Annotated in this window: 19 protein-coding genes; 8 read left to right on the top strand and 11 right to left on the bottom strand. The window is 33.7% G+C overall.

Going from position 1 to position 23,235, the window contains the following annotated elements; translation table 11 throughout:
- The first annotated feature begins 28 nt into the window (after window positions 1-28).
- Window positions 29-1,234 (top strand): metallophosphoesterase, encoded by a 1,206-nt coding sequence (locus BW939_RS05255; RefSeq protein WP_076450546.1) that lies wholly within the window; start codon window positions 29-31, stop codon window positions 1,232-1,234.
- 102 nt (window positions 1,235-1,336) lie between these two features.
- On the opposite strand, the gene BW939_RS05250 is transcribed toward BW939_RS05255, so the two are convergent.
- Both BW939_RS05250 and BW939_RS05245 read right to left on the bottom strand, forming a co-directional pair.
- Window positions 1,337-2,089 carry a polysaccharide deacetylase family protein gene (locus BW939_RS05250; protein WP_076450544.1) on the bottom strand — a complete coding sequence of 251 codons (753 nt, stop codon included), beginning with the start codon at window positions 2,087-2,089 and terminating at the stop codon, window positions 1,337-1,339.
- Between the two features lie 83 nt (window positions 2,090-2,172).
- The gene (locus tag BW939_RS05245) at window positions 2,173-3,135 is read right to left on the bottom strand and encodes an NAD-dependent epimerase/dehydratase family protein (RefSeq protein WP_076450543.1); all 963 of its coding nucleotides are present in this window, start codon (window positions 3,133-3,135) and stop codon (window positions 2,173-2,175) included.
- A gap of 92 nt (window positions 3,136-3,227) precedes the next feature.
- Here BW939_RS05245 and ggt point away from each other — a divergent pair, with 92 nt between their 5' ends.
- The gene (gene ggt, locus BW939_RS05240) at window positions 3,228-4,913 is read left to right on the top strand and encodes a gamma-glutamyltransferase (RefSeq protein WP_076450541.1); all 1,686 of its coding nucleotides are present in this window, start codon (window positions 3,228-3,230) and stop codon (window positions 4,911-4,913) included.
- A 106-nt stretch (window positions 4,914-5,019) separates the two neighbouring features.
- Entirely contained in the window at window positions 5,020-6,300 is a 1,281-nt protein-coding gene (locus BW939_RS05235) for a dicarboxylate/amino acid:cation symporter (protein WP_076450539.1), read from the top strand.
- A 115-nt stretch (window positions 6,301-6,415) separates the two neighbouring features.
- On the opposite strand, the gene BW939_RS05230 is transcribed toward BW939_RS05235, so the two are convergent.
- The 3 genes from BW939_RS05230 to gyrB all read right to left on the bottom strand — a co-directional run bounded on the left by BW939_RS05230 (window position 6,416) and on the right by gyrB (window position 10,904).
- Entirely contained in the window at window positions 6,416-7,267 is an 852-nt protein-coding gene (locus tag BW939_RS05230) for a diacylglycerol/lipid kinase family protein (RefSeq protein WP_076450538.1), read from the bottom strand.
- A gap of 317 nt (window positions 7,268-7,584) precedes the next feature.
- A complete protein-coding gene (locus BW939_RS05225; protein ID WP_076450536.1) occupies window positions 7,585-8,403 on the bottom strand; it encodes an RsiV family protein in 819 nt (272 codons plus the stop codon).
- A gap of 566 nt (window positions 8,404-8,969) precedes the next feature.
- Entirely contained in the window at window positions 8,970-10,904 is a 1,935-nt protein-coding gene (gene gyrB / locus BW939_RS05220; RefSeq protein WP_076450535.1) for a DNA topoisomerase (ATP-hydrolyzing) subunit B, read from the bottom strand.
- A 230-nt stretch (window positions 10,905-11,134) separates the two neighbouring features.
- On the opposite strand from gyrB, the gene BW939_RS05215 reads away from it, so the two are divergent.
- Both BW939_RS05215 and BW939_RS05210 read left to right on the top strand, forming a co-directional pair.
- Complete coding sequence (locus BW939_RS05215) at window positions 11,135-12,478, top strand: cytochrome ubiquinol oxidase subunit I (protein ID WP_076450533.1); 1,344 nt, start codon at window positions 11,135-11,137, stop codon at window positions 12,476-12,478.
- The gene (locus BW939_RS05210; protein ID WP_076450532.1) at window positions 12,475-13,485 is read left to right on the top strand and encodes a cytochrome d ubiquinol oxidase subunit II; all 1,011 of its coding nucleotides are present in this window, start codon (window positions 12,475-12,477) and stop codon (window positions 13,483-13,485) included. Before BW939_RS05215 ends, BW939_RS05210 begins: the two co-directional genes overlap by 4 nt.
- A 2-nt stretch (window positions 13,486-13,487) precedes the next feature.
- Here BW939_RS05210 and BW939_RS05205 read toward each other — a convergent pair whose 3' ends face one another.
- The 6 genes from BW939_RS05205 to BW939_RS05180 all read right to left on the bottom strand — a co-directional run bounded on the left by BW939_RS05205 (window position 13,488) and on the right by BW939_RS05180 (window position 19,645).
- A complete protein-coding gene (locus tag BW939_RS05205) occupies window positions 13,488-14,312 on the bottom strand; it encodes an OmpA family protein (protein WP_084566603.1) in 825 nt (274 codons plus the stop codon).
- A 95-nt stretch (window positions 14,313-14,407) separates the two neighbouring features.
- On the bottom strand, window positions 14,408-15,850 hold the full coding sequence (locus BW939_RS05200) for a T9SS type A sorting domain-containing protein (protein ID WP_076450529.1): 1,443 nt from the start codon (window positions 15,848-15,850) through the stop codon (window positions 14,408-14,410).
- Between the two features lie 108 nt (window positions 15,851-15,958).
- Window positions 15,959-17,656, bottom strand: coding sequence for a lysine--tRNA ligase (gene lysS / locus BW939_RS05195; RefSeq protein ID WP_076450527.1), 1,698 nt, complete (start codon window positions 17,654-17,656; stop codon window positions 15,959-15,961).
- 481 nt (window positions 17,657-18,137) lie between these two features.
- A complete protein-coding gene (rlmF, locus tag BW939_RS05190; RefSeq protein WP_076450526.1) occupies window positions 18,138-19,061 on the bottom strand; it encodes a 23S rRNA (adenine(1618)-N(6))-methyltransferase RlmF in 924 nt (307 codons plus the stop codon).
- Window positions 19,062-19,064: 3 nt separating this feature from the next.
- Window positions 19,065-19,433 carry a c-type cytochrome gene (locus BW939_RS05185; RefSeq protein ID WP_076450524.1) on the bottom strand — a complete coding sequence of 123 codons (369 nt, stop codon included), beginning with the start codon at window positions 19,431-19,433 and terminating at the stop codon, window positions 19,065-19,067.
- Window positions 19,433-19,645: a hypothetical protein gene (locus BW939_RS05180; RefSeq protein ID WP_076450523.1), complete on the bottom strand. Its 213-nt coding sequence runs from the start codon at window positions 19,643-19,645 to the stop codon at window positions 19,433-19,435. Before BW939_RS05180 ends, BW939_RS05185 begins: the two co-directional genes overlap by 1 nt.
- Window positions 19,646-20,025: 380 nt before the next feature.
- Here BW939_RS05180 and BW939_RS05175 point away from each other — a divergent pair, with 380 nt between their 5' ends.
- From BW939_RS05175 to trpD, 3 genes are all read left to right on the top strand, one after another.
- Window positions 20,026-21,447, top strand: a complete 1,422-nt coding sequence (locus BW939_RS05175; protein ID WP_076450836.1) for an anthranilate synthase component I family protein — start codon at window positions 20,026-20,028, stop codon at window positions 21,445-21,447.
- A gap of 92 nt (window positions 21,448-21,539) precedes the next feature.
- Window positions 21,540-22,133: an anthranilate synthase component II gene (locus BW939_RS05170; RefSeq protein WP_076450521.1), complete on the top strand. Its 594-nt coding sequence runs from the start codon at window positions 21,540-21,542 to the stop codon at window positions 22,131-22,133.
- A gap of 10 nt (window positions 22,134-22,143) precedes the next feature.
- Window positions 22,144-23,130 (top strand): anthranilate phosphoribosyltransferase, encoded by a 987-nt coding sequence (gene trpD / locus BW939_RS05165; RefSeq protein ID WP_076450519.1) that lies wholly within the window; start codon window positions 22,144-22,146, stop codon window positions 23,128-23,130.
- The last annotated feature ends 105 nt before the right edge of the window (window positions 23,131-23,235 follow it).

Here is a 23,235-nt window from a genome sequence, read left to right as displayed (position 1 = left end):
GCTCTCTTTTGTGCTTTTTTTTAACGTTATGCAGAAGAATTTTTTAATATTTACCGCTATTTTTCTTGTTCTTGAACTCTATATTTATCAAGCTATAAGAACGCTTACTGATAATTTATGGATCAGAATTGCTTATTGGGCAATCACTTTGTCGGTTTATGGACTGTTTGCGTATGAGCTCACCAATATTTCCCGCTCAGATAAAGACCCTACCCGACTTCATCTTACTGTTTCACTTTTTCTGATATTTATTTTACCTAAAATTTTTGTCATTTTATTTTTGCTTGTAGATGATATTTTCCGCACTGGAACTTATTTTTTCAGTTTTACAAAACCGGGAGAGCATTTTTTCCCTGAGAGAAGGAAGTTCTTGAGTCTTGTAGGGTTAGGTCTTGGCGGCGCACTTTCTGCTTTGTTTATTGACGGAATTACTTTTGGGAAATTCAGACACAAAGTGAGAAAGGTAAAAATTAAAATACCAGGACTTGGAAAAAGTTTTAAAGGATACAAAATTATCCAGATTTCAGATGTTCATAGCGGAAGTTTTCCAAATCCTGAAAAACTCCAACATGCCATTGATTTAATTAATCAGCAAAAGCCTGATCTTGTTTTGTTTACAGGCGACATGGTGAACAATGTTGCTGAAGAATTCAAACCATTTATACCACTTTTTTCAAAAATTAAAGCGAAAGATGGAAAATTAGCAACATTAGGAAATCATGATTATGGCGACTATGTAACCTGGAAATCCCCACAAGCGAAGATTAATAATCTTGAAACACTTATTGAATACGAAAAGCAAGCTGGTTTTGAAAATTTAAGAAATGAAAACCGCATTATTGAAAAAAACGGAGACAAACTTTATATTTTAGGTATTGAAAATTGGGGCTTAAAGCCATTTCCACAATATGGAGATTTAGATAAAGCCCTAAAAGATGTTCCTCAATCTGCTCCAAAAATTCTAATGAGCCATGACCCTTCTCACTTTGATGCTATTGTGAAAAAACATCCAGGAAATGTACACTTAACACTTTCTGGTCACACACACGGAATGCAATTTGGTTTAGATTTGAAAAATGTAAAATGGTCTCCTGTGCAATACAAATATCCAAAGTGGGCAGATTTGTATGAAAGTGAAGGCAAATTACTCTATGTAAACCGCGGATTTGGCGTTTTGGCGTACCCAGGAAGAGTTGGTGTTTTGCCCGAGATTACGCTATTTGAATTGGCCTAATTTTAAATTTCATATTTGAAGTTTGACATTTGAGATAATATGCTGTATCTACAAACATCTTACAAGTTGTTGTACAAGATAAAGTATACAAGTCTACTTATACTAAAAAATATAATCTTTCATCCGGGAAGTTGCTAATTCCTTCTCGTTGATAAAAGTAAGGAGGGCATCTAATTTGTCCTCCATTTTTTTTCCTGAATTGTAACGGCGATAAAAGGGTACTTTTAAGCCATTTTTTTTAAAATCTGTAAATTGCCAAGAGTTAATATAAATCAAAACGAATTCTTCGCTTTTGAGCGTCTCAAAAACCATATTTTGATAATAGGTCATCGGTAAAGCCTGAAATACAAAATCGTTATACGGAAGCTGGCTGTATGGTGAGATACTTTCTGGCACAATACTCACACCATTATCTTCCAATATTTCTGTATCTCTTTTTAATCTTTTAAAAGGAAAAAGAATATTTGAATTGTCGATATTTGAAACATAATTAAATTCCAGTGATTTCAAATCTTCCAAAGGATATTTTATCTCCTTCTGCCTAATTCCGCGAATTTGTTTTTGGAGCAATTCTTCGGTTTGCTTTTTTATATCTTCAATCTTTGTGAGTGTAGAATTTTCATTATAAAAAGCAATTTCATGCCCTTGAGCAGAAATTGCTTTTATGAGTGTTTTTAGTTTTTCTATAATAGAAATTTCAATAAAAAAACTAGCTTTAATATCGTGATAATTTAAAATTTTTAAAATCAGATTTGTTTTATCCTGTGTAATTTTTGTTCTATCTGAAGTAGAAATTTCTACGGAATTATTAGATTCAGCATCAGAGTTTATAATATTAAAAGTTAATAAAATCATTAAACAAAATTTTAGATAAATGATATAAATTTAATTATATCAATTGTTTACATCTTACTTATTAAAATTTGATTTAAGTAAGATTATTTATTAAGCTTTATTTTAAGGTTTTTAATCATATCTTTAGTCATTTCAGAAATTCCGAAATTGTAAGATAATCCCCAGTCTTTTTTAGCAACAGAATCATCAATTGAAGCTGGCCAAGAATCTGCAATTTGCTGTCTGAAATCTGGTTTGTAATCTATTTCAAATTCAGGAATTTCTTTCTTTATTCCTGCTGCTAGCTCACTCGGTGTAAATGACATTCCACCCAAATTATAGGAAGAACGAACAGTCAGGTTTTCTTTTGGAGCATCCATCAATTTCAAAGTTGCATTGATAGCATCGTCCATATACAACATCGGCATTCCTGTATTTTCAGAAATAAAACTTGTATATTTTCCTTCTTCCAAAGCTTCATAAAAAATCTCTACAGCATAATCTGTTGTTCCACCACCTGCAGGAGTTTTCCAAGAAATCAAACCAGGATAACGAATGCTTCTTACATCTACACCATATTTATCAAAATAATATTCACACCATTTTTCTCCGGCCATTTTAGAAATCCCATATACTGTTGTAGGATTCAAAACAACATCTTGCTCTACATTTTCCTTAGGAATTCCTTTGCCGAAAACAGCAATTGAACTAGGCCAGAAAATCTTTTTAAGCAATCCTTCTTTTGCCATTTCACAAAAATGCAACAGAGGTTCAAGATTTAGTTTCCAAGCGAAAACAGGCTGCTTTTCTGATGTTCCAGACAATAATGAAGCCAAATGATAAACAGTTGTAATCTCATAATCTTTTATTACTTGCCTTACCAACTGTGTATTGGTAACGTCCATCCTCTCATAATGGCCAGCAGATGTAAGACCTTTTTGATATCTATCTAGACCAGAAGCAACCACATTATCAGCACCATACATCTCTACGAGACGGTTGGTAAGTTCTGTTCCTATTTGCCCTAAAGCTCCTGTTATCAATATTTTTTCTGTAAAAGACTCCATTTTTATTTTTTATTGGTTGACTGTAAGCAAAAATAAAAATTTTAGGTACTACCATGAAACAAAAATTGTAATTTAGACTGTAAAATTTTAAAATGAGAAAAACAATCTATTTCATTTTGCTCGCTGGAAGCTCATTTTCAGCACAATACACCGATATAAATATCATAAAAGAAGTAAAAGTTTACAAGAAAGGCGTTGTTGTAAGCGCTCATCCATTATCCAGTGAAGCTGGTGCTAAAATATTAAGAATGGGCGGAAATGCCTATGATGCAATTGTCGCTACACAATTAGCTCTTGCTGTTGTCTATCCACAAGCCGGAAACATTGGAGGCGGAGGTTTTCTGGTTGGTGTAAAAAGTTCTGGAGAAAATTTCAGCTTAGATTATCGTGAAACAGCTCCCAACAAAGCTTCAAAAGACATGTATCTCGACAAAAAAGGGAATGCGGATACAGATTTATCCCAAAACGGGAGATTGGCAGTAGGTGTTCCTGGAAGTGTGGCCGGGTTTTTTGCTACTTTGAAATATTGTAACCTTCCGATGGAGAAACTTATTCAGCCTGCTATAGACATAGCCGAGCAAGGTTTTGCGATTACCTATCAAGAAGCTGGATTATTAAATGATAACAAGTCATTTTTTGAAAAGCAAAATAAAAACACCATTGCCTTTGTAAAAAAATCACACTGGCAGCAAGGCGATATTTTGGTACAAAGAGAATTAGCCGAAACGTTAAAACTGATTCAGAAAAATGGAATGAAAGGTTTTTATGAAGGAAAAACGGCTGAATTAATTACCAAAGAAATGAAAAAAGGTAATGGAATAATTACTTTAGAAGACCTCAAAAACTATAAAGTGGTAGAAAGAAAAGCTTTGAATTTTAAATATCAAGAAAACGAAATTATTTCTATGCCTCTTCCCTCTAGCGGAGGAATTCTTTTGGCACAAATGCTTAAAATGTCATCTTTTGAAAATTTGCAAAAATACCAGCAAAATTCTACTCAAGCTGTACAAATAATGGTGGAAGCAGAACGCAGAGCTTTTGCAGATAGAGCCGAATATATGGGTGATCCTGGTTTCATAAATGATAAAACTTCTTACTTGATTTCTGATGAGTATTTAAAAAACAGATGGAAATCTTTTAGTTTTAGCAATGCTACACCTAGTTCAAAAGTGGGGGAAATTATTCTGCAACCAAAAGAATCTACCGAGACTACACATATTTCTGTAATTGATAAAGATGGTAATGCAGCCGCCGTTACAACTACTTTAAATGGCTTATATGGCAGTAAAGTTGTTGTATCTGGTGCAGGATTTTTCTTGAATAATGAAATGGATGATTTTTCTATAAAACCTGGTGTTCCCAATATGTTTGGAGCGGTTGGCGGAAAAGCCAATGAAATTCAACCAAGAAAAAGAATGCTTTCTTCGATGACACCCACTATTGTGATGAGAAAAGGCAAACCATTCATGGTTGTAGGAACTCCTGGTGGCACTACAATTCCCACATCTGTTTTTCAATCTGTAGTGAATGTTATTGATTTTAAAATGAACGCAAATCTTGCTGTGAACACCCCAAAGTTTCACCATCAATGGCTACCTGAATCTGTGGCTTTTGAAAAGAATTTCCCAGAGTACACCATTAAAAACCTCGAAAATTTAGGCTACAAATCTGAACGATGGGAGCAACTAGGAAGAACAGAAATGATTTTGGTAGATGAAAATGGAACTATACACGCTGTTGCTGACGGCAGAGGTGATGACTCGGTTGCTGTAGAATAATCAAAATATCAACCACTTAAGGATTCTTTTAAAAAGGAAAAACAAAATAAAAATGAAGCATTTTTATTCATCCAAATTTTCTTATTTTTCACTTCAAATATAAATTTTGAGAGCAAAAAACATCTATCAGCAATTATACTTTCAAGTAATCATAGCTATTGTATTGGGTATTCTTCTAGGAAAATTTTTCCCTGAGCTAGGCGAAAAGATGAAACCTTTGGGCGACGGCTTCATCAAATTGGTAAAAATGATTATTGCACCCGTTATTTTCATCACCCTTACCTTAGGAATTGCTCACATGACAGATCTAAAAAAAGTAAGAAGAATTGCAGTAAAGGCAATGATATACTTTTTTACATTTTCAACGCTTGCCTTAATTATCGGTCTTATCGTTGGAAATTTATTACAGCCAGGATCTGGTCTGAACATCGATTCGGCAAGTCTTTCTGGCGATATATCTCAGTATCAGAATAAAGCGCATGATACTACATTAACCGGATTTATCATGAATATCATTCCCGAAACTCTATTCAGCCCGTTAATTGGAGACAACATTCTACAGGTGCTTTTAGTGGCAATTTTGATGGGTACTGCATTGGTTTTAACAAAAGAAAAAAGCGGAAAAGTAACTGAATTTTTACAAGTTTTATCTGCTCCTATTTTCAAAATTGTTCACATGCTAATGAAATTGGCACCTATTGGAGCCTTTGGTGCAATGGCTTTTACAATAGGCAAATACGGTTTGGCATCGGTTCTAAATTTAATTTTTTTGGTAGGAACGTTTTATATTACTTCAGCACTTTTTGTAGTTGTAATTTTGGGAATAGTCTCTTGGTACAACGGTTTTAATATCTTTAAATTAATGTATTATTTGAAAGAAGAACTACTGTTGGTTTTAGGAACTAGTTCTTCAGAATCTGCACTTCCGGGAATTATGGAAAAAATGGAAAAAGCAGGTTGCTCACGAGCAATTGTGGGTTTAGTGGTTCCTACAGGTTATTCTTTTAATCTTGACGGTACAAATATTTACATGACTTTAGCATCATTATTCATTGCACAAGCATTAAACATTGATCTTTCAATCGAAAAACAATTGATGCTACTCTTGGTTGCAATGTTGAGTTCGAAAGGCGCGGCGGGCGTTACTGGAGCTGGTTTTATCACATTAGCTGCCACTCTAGCTGTAATTCCTGAAATTCCTATTGCGGGAATGACTTTGATCTTGGGAATTGATAAATTTATGAGCGAGTGCCGAGCGCTAACCAATGTTATCGGAAATTCTGTAGCAACCGTAGTTGTTGCAAACTGGGAAAAACAACTGGATAAAGAACAATTAAAATATTGTCTTGAACACCCGAATGAGATTGAGGCAAAACTCGAAGTTTAAATGAGAAATGATTAAAAGAATAAAATATTTCACTTATTAATTTTAACAATTTAAAAAGTAAACATATCAAAAAAATAGGGAAATAATTATTCAAACTATGAATAATTATTTTTTTTTAAATTAAAATATTTAAACTTGAAGGTTGTACCTTGATACGAATTGGAGAGTCTATCTTATTGAATTCGCCATCAAGATGCCAATTTTTTGTATTTACACTAAATTCAATCTCTGAAATTGGCAAATAAGTGATGTAGTCATCATCTTTCAGTTTTTTAGTAAACATTCTGAAAGCAAAAAGTAGCGAATAAGTGAGTGGAAATTTTTTCACCAAAACCATTTCTACCAATCCGTCACTTTTGCTCGCCATAGGGGCTATATAAGCATTATTACCAAATTGCCTCGTATTCGCAATGTTCACCATTAAATAACTTCCGTTGTACTGAATATATTTCTCATCAAAAAACTGAAGTTTAATGGGTTTGTAAGTAAAAAAAGTTTGTAAAGAAACTTTTATATAATTCTTGAATCCTCTACTCGTTTTTTCAAATTCTTTTACTACTTTTCCGTCAAAACCAGTTCCGGAAACATTGATAGAAAGCTTATCGTTAACGGTGAAAGTATCTATTTTTCTAGACTTTTTAAGTTTAATTTTTTCTAAAAGCTCATCCAGGTTTTTTCTAAATTGAGTTTCGTTTGAAAAACCGTTTCCTGATCCGGCAGGAAAAATAGCAAGAATTTTATCTGAATTAATGATGTTGCTGGCAACTGTTGATATCGTTCCGTCACCTCCAATAGCAACAAAAATTTCAACATTTTCAAAATTATTTTTGATAAACTCATCCGTTCCGGAAATAGATTCTGAAATATAGTACAGCGGATTTTGTACTTTAGATTTCAGCTCATTAAGAAAGGGATGATAATTTTTTTTGGCTGAAAAAGGATTAATAATAAAGGCTACTTTTTCCATCTCACAAAAATAAAAAATGCTTCCTGATTCGGAAGCATTAATATTAATTAATGTTGACTTTCTTTTTAAATTTGGTTTTATAGCTTAGATTCTATAGCAATTTTGGGTATTTTCTCTGAATTTTCAAAATGTCCTGAATTTCTATTACTGAAGTTTTAGCTTATTATTTTTTAGGAAACAGAAAAAATAATGGTTACCACTTCAAGAAGTAAATTTTTCATAGGTATTTTTTTCACATTGAAGGAAAAAAATTCAAAAATACCTTCTTGAAAAGTTTTGAGATTTATTTTAAATATTTAAAAATTGTAACGTAGGAATTATTTAATTTTTAATCTTTTTTGAAAATCAGGATTCAGTGTTCCATTTAATTCTTGCCAGCCTACCGGAATTACGATGTCTCCTGCTGCAAAAGCAGTAATTTCGTAAGGACTGTAATGAAAATATAGATTTTTTTCGTCAAAATAAAAATTATCATTAGGCTCAATCACATCTACCAAAAGCATTTCAGAATTCTTCACATCACCTTTAGAATCCGTAGTTCCGCTGTGCATTCTGTCCATATTTTTTCTTAAAATCTGAGATAATTTTTCATTAGGAATTGTCGTAATATCCGAAAGTGTCAATTTCTTTTTATTTTTTAAATCAAAAACTCTATCTGAAAACCAGTAATTATCATGAGCACCACCTTCGTAAGCCGACGATAAATATTCTATCTGTAGAAAATCATTTTTGTGTGAAATTTGGCTCATTTTAAAATACGTATTCCAAGTTTGGTTGTATCTAATATCATCAATCCAATCTTTTGATTTTGTTTTAGTTTCGTTAAAATATTTCGTCTTATCTTGATTCAAAAAATTGCTAAGGTTTTTTTTAGAATAATCACTTATTCCTTTGTAACTAAAATAAATACTATCGAGTAAATTTTTATCTTTAATTGAAGGGTAAAGCAATATTTTTGAACTGTAATCTAATTTCAGTTTATCACTTATTTTTAAAGAATCTTCAACAGAAATTGAGTCTATCACAAATTTTTCCGAATCCTGAATCTTTGTTTGGTTTACTATTTTATTGTCTTTCTTACAAGATACCAACAAAGCAAAAACGGCAACGTTGAAAACTAAAATTGTTTTTTTCATAAAACTATATTTGCAATTGAAATGCAAAAACCGTTCAAATATGAAGTTTTTTTTTATTAATGTCATTGCTTAGCTTTTGCTATGGGAAATTATTTCCAGATTTTGATTGTAATTTTATTTTTTAAGTTAAAAAAAATATATACGCTTCTTTCATTTATTGTTACAGGGTTGATATATTTTGAATATTATCCTGATTTTTCGCAATCTGCCATCACCTAAACGATTTGTAACCTTTGCATAATCTACGCTTTTACGAGCTTTAAAACGGCTAGTAGAATAAAAACTTTGTGAAATTTGCGCTAAAAATTGGTATTATGATTAATAACAGACAATCAAAAAATTATTCATATTACAATCTAATTTCCGTCTGAATTCTTTACTCTTTTTACACTCTTCTAGGGCATAATCTTGTAATCTCCATTCATAAAGACTGTATGTTTTTACAAGATGAAATGGCAAATAGTAAAGCTATTATTGTATGTTTTTTTGTTTAAAATTTTTATACTAAAATAAAAAAGGCTGTGCAAAAATTTTTGTACAGCCTTTTTATTAATACGAAACGTAGATTAAGCGTCTATTTTCGCATACTTTGCATTTTTCTCAATAAATTCTCTTCTTGGCGGAACTTCATCTCCCATCAACATTGAGAAAACCGAATCTGCCTCTACTGCATTGTCAATCGTCACTTGTTTCAAAATTCTATTTTCCGGATTCAGGGTTGTTTCCCAAAGTTGTTCAGGATTCATTTCCCCAAGACCCTTATAACGCTGAACTTCAACACCTTTTCCGTCCGGAGCCATTTCTAAAGTTATTTCCTCACGTTCTTTTTCGTTGTACGCATATACCTTTTTATTTCCTTTTTTAAGCAAATACAAAGGAGGTTGTGCAATATAGATGTATCCGTTTTCAATCATTTCTTTCATGAAACGGAAGAAGAATGTAAGAATCAAAGTAGAAATGTGAGAACCATCAATATCAGCATCGGTCATGATTACAACTTTATGATATCTTAACTTAGCCATATTCAAGGCTTTGCTGTCTTCTTCAGTACCTACAGAGACACCAAGTGCTGTATAAATATTTTTAATTTCTTCGTTGTCATAAACTTTATGAAGCATTGATTTTTCAACATTCAAAATTTTACCTCTCAAAGGAAGAATTGCCTGAAAAAATCTATCACGCCCTTGTTTAGCCGTTCCACCTGCCGAGTCTCCCTCTACTAAGAACAATTCAGATTCTGCAGGATCTTTTGATGAACAGTCAGACAATTTTCCTGGTAAACCAGAACCTCCCATTGGAGATTTTCTTTGAACCATTTCGCGGGCCTTTTTCGCTGCCTGTCTTGCTTTCGCAGCCAAAACAACTTTCTGAACGATGATTTTAGCTTCATTTGGATTTTCTTCCAAGAAGTTGCTCAACATCTCACCTACAATCTTATCAACTGCGCCAGAAACTTCAGAGTTTCCTAATTTAGTCTTAGTTTGTCCTTCAAACTGAGGCTCCATTACTTTTACAGAAATTACTGCTGTTAAACCTTCACGGAAATCATCTCCGGTAATTTCTACTTTTTCTTTAGCAGGAATTCCCAAATCATCAGCATATTTTTTCAGAGTTCTCGTCAAAGCACGTCTGAAACCTGCTAAGTGAGTTCCCCCTTCATGGGTATTGATATTATTAACGTAAGAATGAAGATTTTCAGTAAATGAAGTGTTGTAACGCATTGCCACTTCCACAGGAATATCATCTCTTTCACCTTCCATGAAAATTACGTTTTCCATGATTGCTTCACGGCTTCCGTCTATGAATTCTACAAATTCTCTCAAACCGCCTTCAGAGTGGAAAACTTCAAAAGCAAATGTTCCGTCTTCATTTTCTTCTCTTTCGTCTACCAATGTAATGGTAATTCCTTTGTTCAGAAAAGAAAGCTCACGCATTCTTGCCGCAAGTGTATCATAATTATAAACCAATTCTTGGAAAATAGTACCATCCGGTTGAAAGAACACTTCAGTTCCTCTTTCTTCTGTTGTACCAATTTCAGCTACATCAGCCAAAGCTTTTCCTTCAGAATATTTTTGTTGGTACAGTTTACCATCACGGCTCACGGTTGCAATTAATAGTGTAGAAAGTGCATTCACACAAGAAACCCCTACACCATGTAGACCACCAGAAACTTTGTAAGAATCTTTATCAAACTTTCCACCTGCTCCAATTTTGGTCATTACAACCTCAAGAGCAGATTTTTGTTCTTTTTCGTGTAAATCTACAGGAATACCTCTACCATTATCTTTTACAGAAATTCCCTCGCCTTTATGTATTGTAACTAAAATTGTATCGCAATGACCTGCAAGAGCCTCATCAATAGAGTTATCTACTACTTCATAAACCAAATGATGAAGACCTCTTACTCCTACATCTCCAATGTACATAGATGGTCTTAGTCGAACGTGTTCCATGCCTTCTAGTGCCTGGATACTACTAGCTGTATATTGTTTTTGACTCATATAAAATTGAAATATTTGCTTAATGCAAAGACCCACAAATATCGTGATTTTTTTCGAGTTATGAAAGTAATTTACACCTTAAAAATATGAGATTTTATATTCATCTTTGAGTGGTTTTAGAAAGTAAAAAACAATAAAGTTACAAAGCTTAAATCAAATCATTGTAATGTTTTAAATCATATTAAACTACCCTAGTTTTATCCGTAACTTTCAACTGAAAAATTAATATTATGGATGATTTCATAGCTGCAAGAGCCCAAATGGCACTCTCATTAGGCTTTCACATCATATTTGCCTGTGTAGGAATGGTAATGCCGTTCCTCATGGCATTTGCCCACTGGAAATATCTGAAAACAGGCAACGAAATTTATAAAGGTCTTACCCAAGCATGGAGCAAAGGAGTTGCGATTTTATTTGCCACCGGAGCAGTTTCTGGAACGATGCTCTCCTTTGAATTAGGACTTCTTTGGCCAGGATTTATGAAACACGCAGGTCCCATTTTCGGAATGCCTTTTTCTCTCGAGGGAACGGCATTTTTTATTGAAGCCATCGCTATCGGATTTTTTCTTTACGGTTGGGATAAATTTAATAAATGGTTTCATTGGTTTTGTGGATTTTTGGTTGGTTTAAGCGGTTTAGCATCAGGAATTTTAGTCGTTGCGGCAAATGTGTGGATGAATTCACCTACCGGATTTGATTATATTAATGGAGAATACGTCAATATTGATCCCATAAAAGCAATGTTTAATGAAGCGTGGTTTCCACAGGCTTTACACATGACAGTAGCTGCTTTTTGTGCCACTGGATTTGCGGTTGCAGGAGTGCACGCTTTTTTAATTATGAAAAAAAAGAATGTAGAATTCCATACCAAAGCGTTTAGAATTGCTGCTGCTTTTGCCATGATTGGTGCGTTTGGTGCTCCTTTAAGCGGTGATGTTGCAGCAAAATCTGTTGCAGAAAGACAACCTATAAAATTGGCAGCAATGGAAGCGCATTTTGAAACTGAAAAAGGCGCAGCTTTTGTGATTGGAGGAATTCCTGATGAAGAAAAGGGAGAAATTAATTATGCTTTAAAAATACCAAAAGTTTTAAGCTTTTTAGCCACTAATGATTTTAACGCAGAAATAAAAGGCCTCAATGATTTCCCAAAAGATGAGTGGCCACCTGTAGCAGTTGTACATTACGCTTTTCAGATTATGATTTTCTTTGGCGTGGTGATGATCTGCATTGGAAGTCTTTATCTCTACGCCTTCTTTTTCAAAAAAGAATGGCTGAACAAAAACTGGCTGCTGAAAACATTTCTTTTTGCAACACCTTTAGGATATATTGCTTTAGAAGCAGGCTGGACGGTAACTGAAGTTGGCAGACAACCTTGGATTATTTACGGAATTATGAGAACTGCAGACGCCGTTACTCCTATGCCGGGAATACAGTATTCGTTTTATTTTTTTACGGCTATTTTTATTTCGTTATCATTAATCATCATCTTCCTTTTAAGAAGACAAATACAAATGGTTCCCAAACTTTACGATCCTACAGATGCACAGTTTAACTCTAAAAACAAAAAATCATGATCTACGTTGTAATTGGTTTTCTATGGCTTTCCGTATGTCTTTATGTGATTTTGGGTGGTGCAGATTTCGGAGCGGGAATCGTAGAATTAATAACCAAAAAGAAAAACAAAAAGTACACCGAAAAAATTATGTACGAATCTATTGCTCCTGTTTGGGAAGCCAATCACATGTGGTTGATCATTGCGATTGTCATTCTATTTGTAGGTTTTCCTGAAATTTATACCACAATGGCAACCTATCTTCATATTCCTCTGGTTTTGATGCTGGTAGGAATTATTGCGAGAGGAACAGCATTTACTTTCAGACATTATGATGCAGTGGAAGATCGGTGGCAGCTAATTTACACACAGATTTTCTACTATGCGAGTCTTTTAACGCCATTTTTCTTAGGCTTAATAGCCGCTGCTACTATTTCCCAAACCATCAATCCTGATGCTAATAATTTTTTAGATTTGTATGTTTTTAGCTGGCTCAATTGGTTTGGAGTTGCTGTGGGATTATTTACCGTCTCTCTTTGCGCTTATTTAGCATCCATTTTTTCTTTACGGGAAACCATCGACAGATTAGAATTAGGTTTAATGATTAAAAAATCACATCAAACCATGATTTTTGTAGTCGTAACAGGATTGTTGGTCTTTTCTGCTGCTTACTTTTCTGATATTCCTTTAGCAAGATGGATTTTTTCTAAACCATTGGGTGTGATGTCTATTTCTTTTGCAACCGTTGCATTAGGTTTAATTTTAAGAGCAATGCATAACCGAAAATTTCTTCCAGTAAGAGCTTTAGCTGGTTTTCAAATTATCATGATTCTTGTAGCAGCAACGTATCAGCACAATCCTGATATTATTTTATTAGGAAACGGACAGCATCTTTCTTTATTAAAACACATCGCACCCGAAAAAACTATTTCTACCTTAGGTTGGGCGCTTGTTTTAGGCTCAATTTTCATCCTTCCGTTTTTGTTTTATCTGATGTTTTCTTTTACAAAAGCAAAAGGAAAATATTAAAGCTATTTTTTAGTTAAAACCAATTCTACTCTACGGTTCTTGATTCGGTCGCCTTCTGTAAATTCAGGGTAAACGACCGGATTGAGATGACCGAGACCTTCTGCCTTAATCCGTTGGATATCAACACCCATTTTCACCAAAAACTCTTTTATAGAATCTGCCCTGGTAAAGGAAAGATTGTATGTTCCCAAATCTTGATCTTCCCCATCAAAATTTTCATAATCACAGCAAATATGACCTTGCAACTCGACTTCAATAGTTGGGTTTTGTTTCAAAATTTTAAGCAGTTGATATAATCTCGGTTTTGCATTGGGAAGCCAAATATGACGACCGCCGACAAAATTAACATCAGGAAGCGAGAATGTGTCTTTCACTTTCATTATTTCAATTTTCATATCAAAAAAACTGGGATATTGTTTCCGCGAGATCTTTTCGCCTTCAGCCAAAGTTTTTTCAATAAAAATATCTACACGACGGTTTTTTGCCTGTAAAATCTCGGTGCTGTTGTCATTGATCTGTTTCGTAATTCCTAAACCAATTGAGCTTGAAAGTTTAATATTGTTACCCATTCGCTTTTTCAGATATTCTCTGGCTGTTTTTGCCCGTTGATCAGAAAGGGTTTTATTTAAATTTTCATTTCCCAAAGGATTGGCATTCCCAAAAATTCTGAACGTGAGATTGTTTTTTAGTTGGGCTAAACTATCCAACTTGTTTTTAGATTCCTGATCAAGCTCATGGCTGTTATTTTTAAAATAGATAGAAGAAAGCATTTGCCCGCAGTTCAGACTGTAAAATGAAAAGAATATAAATAAAAAAATAAGTTTCATAATTTCAGTTTTTCTTACAACGGAGAAATATCATTTTATAGTTTATACTGAACAATAAAAAAATCCTGCTTCAAAGGATTTTTTTTATTTAGATTTTAATTTTTGATTCCTTTCTTGGAAATTATTTGATTTTGTTCTGTAATGATTTTAATAAAATAAACTCCTTTTTTCAGCATTGAAGTATTGATGTTTTTTGTAGCATTTGCTTTTAACACTGAACGTCCTGTTTCTTCATAAATTTCAACTGATTTTATTTTTTCATTGGTGTTTAAATTTAATTCATCTTTGAAGGGATTATTTAAATTTAATGAATTTCCATTTTGTGAGATAGCATTCGTAGCCAATGTAGACTGAGCAAAAATATACCTTGCAATTTTATTATCAAAAAAAACATACAAATAATTGTCTTTCACAATCATTCGCAAATATTCCGGATGAGTGTAAGTTACATCAGATAATGGGTAGAAGTAATCATTGTTAATCATTACAGGATTTCCAGATGTATAAAATCCTCTTATTCCTATTTTACCAACACCGGCTGTTTCAAACTCTGAAGACACCAATATTATATTTTCGTATAGAAGAGGTCTGCGCTCTCCACCCAGATAATCTTCTCCATTATAGGTAAATGAATTATCAAATTCTATAACTCCATTTGTTCCGAAAGCGGAATCTAAATTGCCTAAGGAATTGGTCTTTGTTAATTGACAGTTCCCCTCAAGATCATCAAACTTATTCACAAAAATATTATTCTGATCGTCTACTACTACACTTCCGCTGTAAAAATTAAAATTTGAACTGTTAGAATATCGTATCTGCGCATATCCATTTTCGCCGTATGATAAATCTAAATTTCCGGTATTCAGATTTATTTTTCTCATCTTAGAAACTTCTCCTACAGAGGTTACATTTTCGTACACATCATTATCTTTATAGAAAAACAAATGCCCGAAGTTGTAATAAGAATTATGTACAGAAGAGTTTAAATTAACAACACCATTGGTACCAAAAGATGAATCTGCGTTACCATTTGAAAGAAACCTCTGAACTTCTGCATCATTTCTTGAAATAATTTTTCCGTCAGGAAGCACAAACTTATAATACCAGTTTCCTGTTGTCAACATTCCGTTGTTTCCAAAAGAAGAATCTATTTGACCATTTGAAAGGAACTTATTTCCTGAAAGCAAATAAAAAAAATCATTTTGCGAATGAAAATAATAAGATTCTAATTCAGGAACAGATATTTCGCCATTATTTCCAAAAGTATTATCGGTAGTTCCGTTATAATTGAGCTTAATATATCTTGTAGAAGTAGGAATTCCGTTTAATGGGTCTCCATAAGGATAGCTTACAAAAATTTTATCTCCCTGAAACATTGACTTCTTATCAATATCACGATCTTTCACCATCAGGAATTGATTAGGCGTAGTGATTTGTACAATCCCATTATTCCCGAAACTTAAATCTTTAGTAAGAGTAATCTGTGCATAAGAATAAGCAAGATTGCAGACAAGAATTGCCGTAATTATTTTTTTCATTATTCAAGTGTGTTTTATTATTTTCAAAAATAATATTTTTTTTTCACACACCAATGAAAAGAGCAGACTATTTTGGTCTGCTCTTTATTATTTCTATTTTATATCATTCTAAACCAACTTCATCCAAACATTTTCATCAATTTTTTCAACTTTTACTAAGTTCCCTTTCGTTAAAGTTTTAGAAGCTTTATCCCATTTTTTTCCTGAAAGTTTACTTAAAGTTTTCACTTCGGCTAAAGCAATTTGCTCGCCTGATTTCAAAATATCAAGAATCAAATGCTCATCTTCTCCCAACTCAATCTGAGGAACTGTTTTTTCAGGTCTCATTTGCGGGAAGAATAACACTTCCTGAATTGATGGATTATTGGTTAAAAACATAATCAGCCTGTCCATTCCTATTCCTAAACCTGAAGTTGGCGGCATTCCGTATTCCAAAGCTCTTAAGAAGTCTTCGTCTATAAACCCTGTTGCTTCATCATCACCTTTTTCAGCTAATTTTAGTTGCTCTTCAAAACGTTCTCTTTGGTCAATTGGGTCATTTAATTCTGAATAAGCATTGGCGATTTCTTTTCCGCAAACCATCAATTCAAAACGCTCCGTTAAACCTTCTTTGCTTCGGTGTTTTTTGGTTAAAGGCGACATTTCTATTGGATAATCGGTAATGAAAGTAGGCTGAATAAAGTTTCCTTCACACTTTTCGCCAAAAATTTCGTCGATTAATTTTCCTTTACCCATCGTTTCATTCACTTCGATTCCGATAGATTTAGCAAAATCAAACAATTCCTGTTCAGACTTTCCAGTGATGTCAAAACCTGTATATTTCAAGATAGCTTCGGTCATAGAAACTCTTGGATAAGGTGCTTTCCAGCTGATTGTATGCTCTCCGAAAGTTGATTCTGAATTTCCATTGACGGAAGTTGCACAGAATTCAAGTAATTTCTCGGTGAAATCCATCATCCAGTTGTAATCTTTGTAGGCTACATAAATTTCCATTGCGGTAAATTCTGGATTATGGGTTCTGTCCATCCCTTCATTTCTGAAGTTTTTAGAGAATTCATAAACGCCATCAAATCCACCAACGATCAATCTTTTCAAATACAATTCGTTTGCGATTCTTAAATATAAAGGAATGTCTAAAGCATTGTGATGCGTAATAAACGGTCTTGCAGCAGCTCCACCAGGAATTGACTGCAAAATTGGCGTTTCCACTTCAAAATAGCCTGCTTCATTGAAAAAAGTTCTCATTGCATTGAACAGTTTTGTTCTTTTCACGAAAATTTCTTTCACTTGCGGATTCACCGTTAAGTCTACATAACGCTGTCTGTATCTCATTTCCGGATCGTTGAACGCATCGTGTACTACTCCATTTTCATCTGTTTTTGCTTGTGGTAGCGGACGCAATGCTTTGGTAAGCAACGTAAAATTTTTAACCAAAACCGTCTTTTCTCCCACCTGAGTTGTAAACAAATCTCCTTCTATACCGATAATATCACCGATGTCTAATAAGTGCTTGTAAACGTCGTTGTATAAAGTTTTGTCTTCTCCAGTACAGATTTCGTCACGGTTAAAATACACCTGAATTTTACCTGTAGAATCCTGCAATTCAGCAAAAGAAGCCTTACCCTGAATACGGCGAGACATCAATCTGCCCGCAATCTTCACCTGTTTACTTTCAGAAAAATTCTGTTTTATAGACTCTGTAGTATCTGTAACCGTGTATTCTTCTGCCGGGAATGCGTTGATTCCCATTTCAACAAGCTTAGTCAGCTTTTCTCTTCTAATGATTTCCTGTTCTGATAATTGCATTATAATTCAATTTTTTCGAATTGCAAAAATAAGGAAATTTAAGGGTTTATGGAAGTTAAATTTTATCGCAAATTATACAGTCAACAATTAGTACATTAGCTATTAAGATTTTACTAATTGTTGAAGAGTTTTTAAGTAAGTATGTCTATTTATTTTGAATCATAAGGGCTTCAACAAGCTCAGCCTGAGACTATATTGAAAAGTATCAAATATTAGAGATGTCAAGCTTCGCCTATTGAAGCGTTTTCACATTATCATTTTTCACAATTGTTTAATTCAATCTACTGATTGTTAGTGCTTTGAAATCTATAAAAAATTTGTGCTATTTCTCTTTACCATAACGAGCACAAAGATTTTCACATGGTACAAAAAATGTTGTGTTCTTTGTGATATTCTTAGTGCGCTTTGTAGTAAAAAACAAATGATGACAAACAGCGAATAATCTAATTCAATTTTAATGGTTTAAAACCCCAACAATATTTTATCCTAAACTATTTCTCCTGTTTTTAGGAATGAAAGTCCATGCTAAAATTCTGCTAACCTTCTGACCCTGCGCCATATCGATTATTTTCACTTCGAGAGCGTCTATTTTCTTTAAAAGTGAAGTCAGTTTAAATAGATTTTCTTTTTTGGAAACCAGACACGTAAACCAGAGAATCTGAGAAGAATACAAAACGCTTTCCTCAATCATTTTTGAGATAAAAGCGATTTCGCCACCTTCACACCACAATTCAGCCTGCTGTCCGCCGAAATTGAGATTGGGTTTTTGAATTTTGGATTTATGAAGATTTTTTGTTTTTCTTAAATTTCCTTTGATCGCAGATTCCTCAGAATCATGAAATGGTGGATTGCACATGGAAAACGTGAATTTATCCTGAGAATTAAGAATATTTTTAAAGATATACTGAGAATCAGTCTGTAATTTCAACTGAATATTTTCAGAAATAGTAGGATTTTCATCCAAAATCTTTTGGGCATTGTCTAAAGATTTCTGATCGATATCTGTTCCTAACATTTCCCAGCCATAAGATTGATGAGCAATCAGCGGATAGACAAGATTGGCTCCAGTTCCTATATCTAAACCTTTTACGGATGAATCTTTCGGGATTACTTTTGAATTTCCCGCCAATAAATCGGCAATGTAATGAATGTAATCTGCACGTCCGGGAATTGGCGGACAAAGATTCTCGTTGGGAATATCCCAGCTTTTGACCTGATAAAAATGATGCAACAAAGCTTTATTGAGCAGTTTTACGGCTTTCGGAATGCTGAAATTGATGGTTAGATTTCCATAAGAATTTTTAAAAACATAATGCTTCAATTCTGGCACACAAGAAATCAATTGATCAAAATCATAAGGATTTCTATGAAGATTTCTGGGGTGCAGGTTTGATTTTTCTGTCATTAATTATTTCTTCTGTTTGAGAATGTATTCCACCATTTTCTTGGCGTCTTCTTTTGAAAACTGAGGATGCGCCTGCATCGGAACATCACCCCAAACACCGCTTCCTCCTTCTATAATTTTCGAAGCCAGAATTTCAATATCTTTTTCAGAATATTTTGCCGCAATTTCTTTGTATGAGGGACCAATCATTTTTTCGTCAATACTATGACATGCCAAACAATCAGAAGTTTCAATCATCGTTTGCCCAGAAGCATTAGATACAACTGAAGTTGCTACATCGCTAGGGTCTGTAGACTTTGGTTGAGACATTTCTTTTTTAGAACAAGAAATGGCAAGAAAACTTACCATTCCTATTACAATTAATTTTTTCATTATTTAGCTGTTGTCATAGAATCTGTCTTTGCAGGTGCGGGAGTTGCCGCAGGAGCCGTTGTAGCATCTTTTTTTGTAGAATCTGCAGGTACAGTTGGTACAGCTGGTTCTTCCATCATAGTGTTGCTATCTTGCAAAGAATGATCAGCTTTTTTTGAGCAACTTGCCATTAATAAACCTCCGATAAATGCGATTGCCAATACTTTTTTCATATCTAACTATTTATTTTTTAATAATTTCAAAATGACATCTTTTTATGATTCCATCATTTAAGAATTTCGGTCACAAAAATATAAAAATAATTGTTCAAATAAGAGTTTTAAACGTTTTTTACGTTATATTTAAACTTACTATAAAGAAAAATAAATTTTCATTTTTCTTGTTTTTTTTATTTATGATATTAAAAAAAGTTTTACATTTGTGGCATGAATAATTCTATTAACAAAAATTGGTGGTGGCACTCAAACTCTTCGTCGGGTCTGAAGCTATTGTCTTGTTGTTAATTTTACAGCTGGAATATTATAGAAAATATATAGACTTTGACGATTTCGTTGAAGTCTTTTTTTATGTCAAAAATCAAAAAAAATATAAAATGTTTAGTAACAAAATTCATATAAAAACCACATCCAGAAAATCATTGGGAGATCTTCAGACACCGATGAATATTTATCTTCAGATAAGGGATAAATTCCGAGACACTATTCTTCTTGAAAGCTCAGACAGCAAGAATATCGATAATAATTTTTCTTTTATTGCCATTAATGCTATTGCAGGAATTGAAATCAAAAACCTAAACGAGTTTGAAGTAAAATTCCCTAATGAAAATCCTGAAAAAAAGACTTTAGAAAACATAAAAGTTACTGATCTGCTCCATCATTTTTCTAAAGCTTTCGTTTGTGAAAAAACAAATGATCCTATAGAAGAAACAGCGCAAAGCCTTTTTGGGTACACCAGTTTTGAGGCTGTACCCCTTTTTGAAAACATTCGTTTTAAATCTCAAAGCAAAGAAGTTGAAATCCCTATTTTGCGTTATAGACTTTATCAATATGTAATTGCCATCAATCATTTTAATGATGAAATGCATTTTATAGAAAATCAAATAGATGGTGTAAAATCTGAAATGCGCCTATTACAAGATTTGATTAAAAATAAAAACACACTCGTTTATCCATTCGAAAAAGATGGTTATGAAACCTCAAATCTCACCAACGAAGAATATCTGGAATTGGTAGAAAAAGCTCAAAAACATTGCAGAAGAGGTGATGTTTTTCAATTGGTTCTAAGCAGAAGATTTGAACAGAAATTTAAAGGAGATGAATTTAATGTTTACCGTGCTTTAAGAAATATCAACCCGTCTCCTTATTTATTCTTTTTTGACTATGGAAATTACAAATTGTTTGGTTCTAGCCCTGAAAGCCAGCTGATTATTAAGAATAAAAAAGCGATTATTCATCCCATTGCAGGCACTTTTAAAAGAAGCGGTGATTTTGAAACAGATTTACAGTCTGCAGAAGCATTAAAAAAAGATCCTAAAGAAAATGCCGAGCACACAATGTTGGTTGATTTGGCAAGAAATGATTTAGGAAAATTAGGAAAAAATGTTGCTGTGACGAAATTGAAAGAAATTCAGCTTTTTTCTCACGTTATTCACATGGTTAGTGAAGTAGTTGCTGATATGGAAGAAAATACCAATCCTTTTGATGTTGTTTCTGCCACTTTTCCGCAAGGAACTTTAAGCGGAGCACCAAAATACAAAGCTCTTGAATTGATTAACGAATACGAAAAAGATTCGCGCGGCTATTATGGTGGCTGCATCGGGATGGTTGGCCTGAATGGCGACTGCAATCAGGCAATCATGATCAGAACTTTTCTGAGTAAAAACAACACTTTATTTTATCAGGCAGGAGCAGGATTAGTAGCAAAATCTACTCCCCAAAACGAATTGGAAGAAGTAAACAATAAGCTGAATGCTTTGAAAAAAGCAGTAGAGAAAGCAGAAAAATTGGTTAAATAATCAGATGAAAGAAAATGGATAAAAGACTTACAATCCATTATTTACAACAAAACAATATCACCAAATATTTTAAAGCACTTACAATTAAATAAATGAATACCAATACATTATATAAAACCAAAATATTAGTTTTAGACAACTACGATAGTTTCACTTACAATCTCGTTCAGATGATTGAGAAGATTACAGGTAAAAAAGTAGATGTTTATCGTAATGACGAAATTTCGTTAAAAGAAATAGAGAAATACGACAAAATTATTCTGTCACCAGGACCCGGAATTCCAGAGGAAGCAGGAATTTTATTGGATTTAATTAAAAAATATGCTCCTACAAAAAGTATCCTCGGAGTTTGCCTCGGTCAACAAGCAATTGCTGAAGCCTTTGGCGGAAATCTGATTAATCTTTCTGAAATTTTTCATGGCGTGGCTACAATTTCCAAAACTATCAAAGAAAATACAAAACTTTTTAAAAACCTGTCTGAAGAAATCGAGGTTGGAAGATACCACAGTTGGGCTGTGAATAACGAAAACTTCCCAGACGAATTAGAAATAACCGCAATTGATAATGATGGAATGATCATGGCTTTACAACATAAAACTTATGATGTACACGGAGTTCAGTTTCATCCGGAAAGCATTTTAACTCCAGAAGGAGAAGTGATTATCCGAAATTTTTTATTGAATTAAATCAACAATCATGAAAGAAATCTTAGAATACCTTTTCAATCATCACACGTTATCAAAATCGGAAGCAAAAGCGATTATGATTGAGATTGCTCAAAACAGATTCAACTCTGCAGAAGTTACCGCTTTTATAAGCGTTTTCCTGATGCGAAACATTACTTTAGAAGAATTAGAAGGTTTCCGCGAAGCTTTGCTCACAATGGCCGTGCATGTAGAGATTGATGCAAGCGATGCACTCGATATTGTAGGAACAGGCGGTGACGGAAAAAACACCATCAATATATCAACCTTAGCAAGTTTTGTAATCGCAGGTGCCGGACAAAAAGTGACCAAACATGGGAATTATGGAGCTTCTACAATCACAGGCTCATCCAATGTTTTGGAAGCTCTAGGTTATGAGTTCAAAAAAGATTCGCAACAATTAAATCAGGATTTAGAGAAAGCAAACATTTGTTTTTTGCATGCTCCTCATTTTCATCCTGCTTTACTTTCTGTGGGTGCTTTAAGAAGGTCTTTAGGCTTACGTACTTTTTTCAATCTTCTGGGACCTTTGGTAAATCCTGCTAAACCCAAGTTTTCTGTAATCGGTGTCTACAATTTAGAAATTGCGAGAATTTATCAGTACTTGCTTCAAAAAGACAACCGTGAATTTACTATTGTACACGGATTGGATGGTTATGACGAAATAAGTTTAACGGGCGACAGCAAAATCATCACAAAAAACAGTGAGGAAATTTACACCTCACAAGACTTAGGATACAATACTTTAGATCCCCAAAGTATTGCCGCTGGAGAAACAGCTTACGAATCTGCTAAAATTTTCAAAGCTATTTTAGAAGGAAACGGAACATTTGAGCAAAACGCGGTTGTTATTGCCAATGCTGCTGTTGCTCTTTACCACACAAAAAAATTCGGAAAATATGAAGATTGTCTACATCTTGCTCAGGAAAGTCTGGAAAGCGGAAAAGCATTGCTGAGTCTGAATAATTTAATTAATTAGATTTTTTATGGCGACAATTTCCGTCTTCCGCTCCCACTCTTTTGCTTCGCAAAAGGAGTTCCGCTCAAGCCGGGTCGCAATGTCGTTATCAATAGAAATTCAGTT

This window comes from Chryseobacterium piscicola, assembly GCF_900156685.1.
Classification (GTDB): Bacteria; Bacteroidota; Bacteroidia; order Flavobacteriales; family Weeksellaceae; genus Chryseobacterium; species Chryseobacterium piscicola.
The sequence above is the reverse complement of the archived record's forward strand: the minus strand, read 5'-3'. Positions and strand labels throughout refer to the sequence as shown.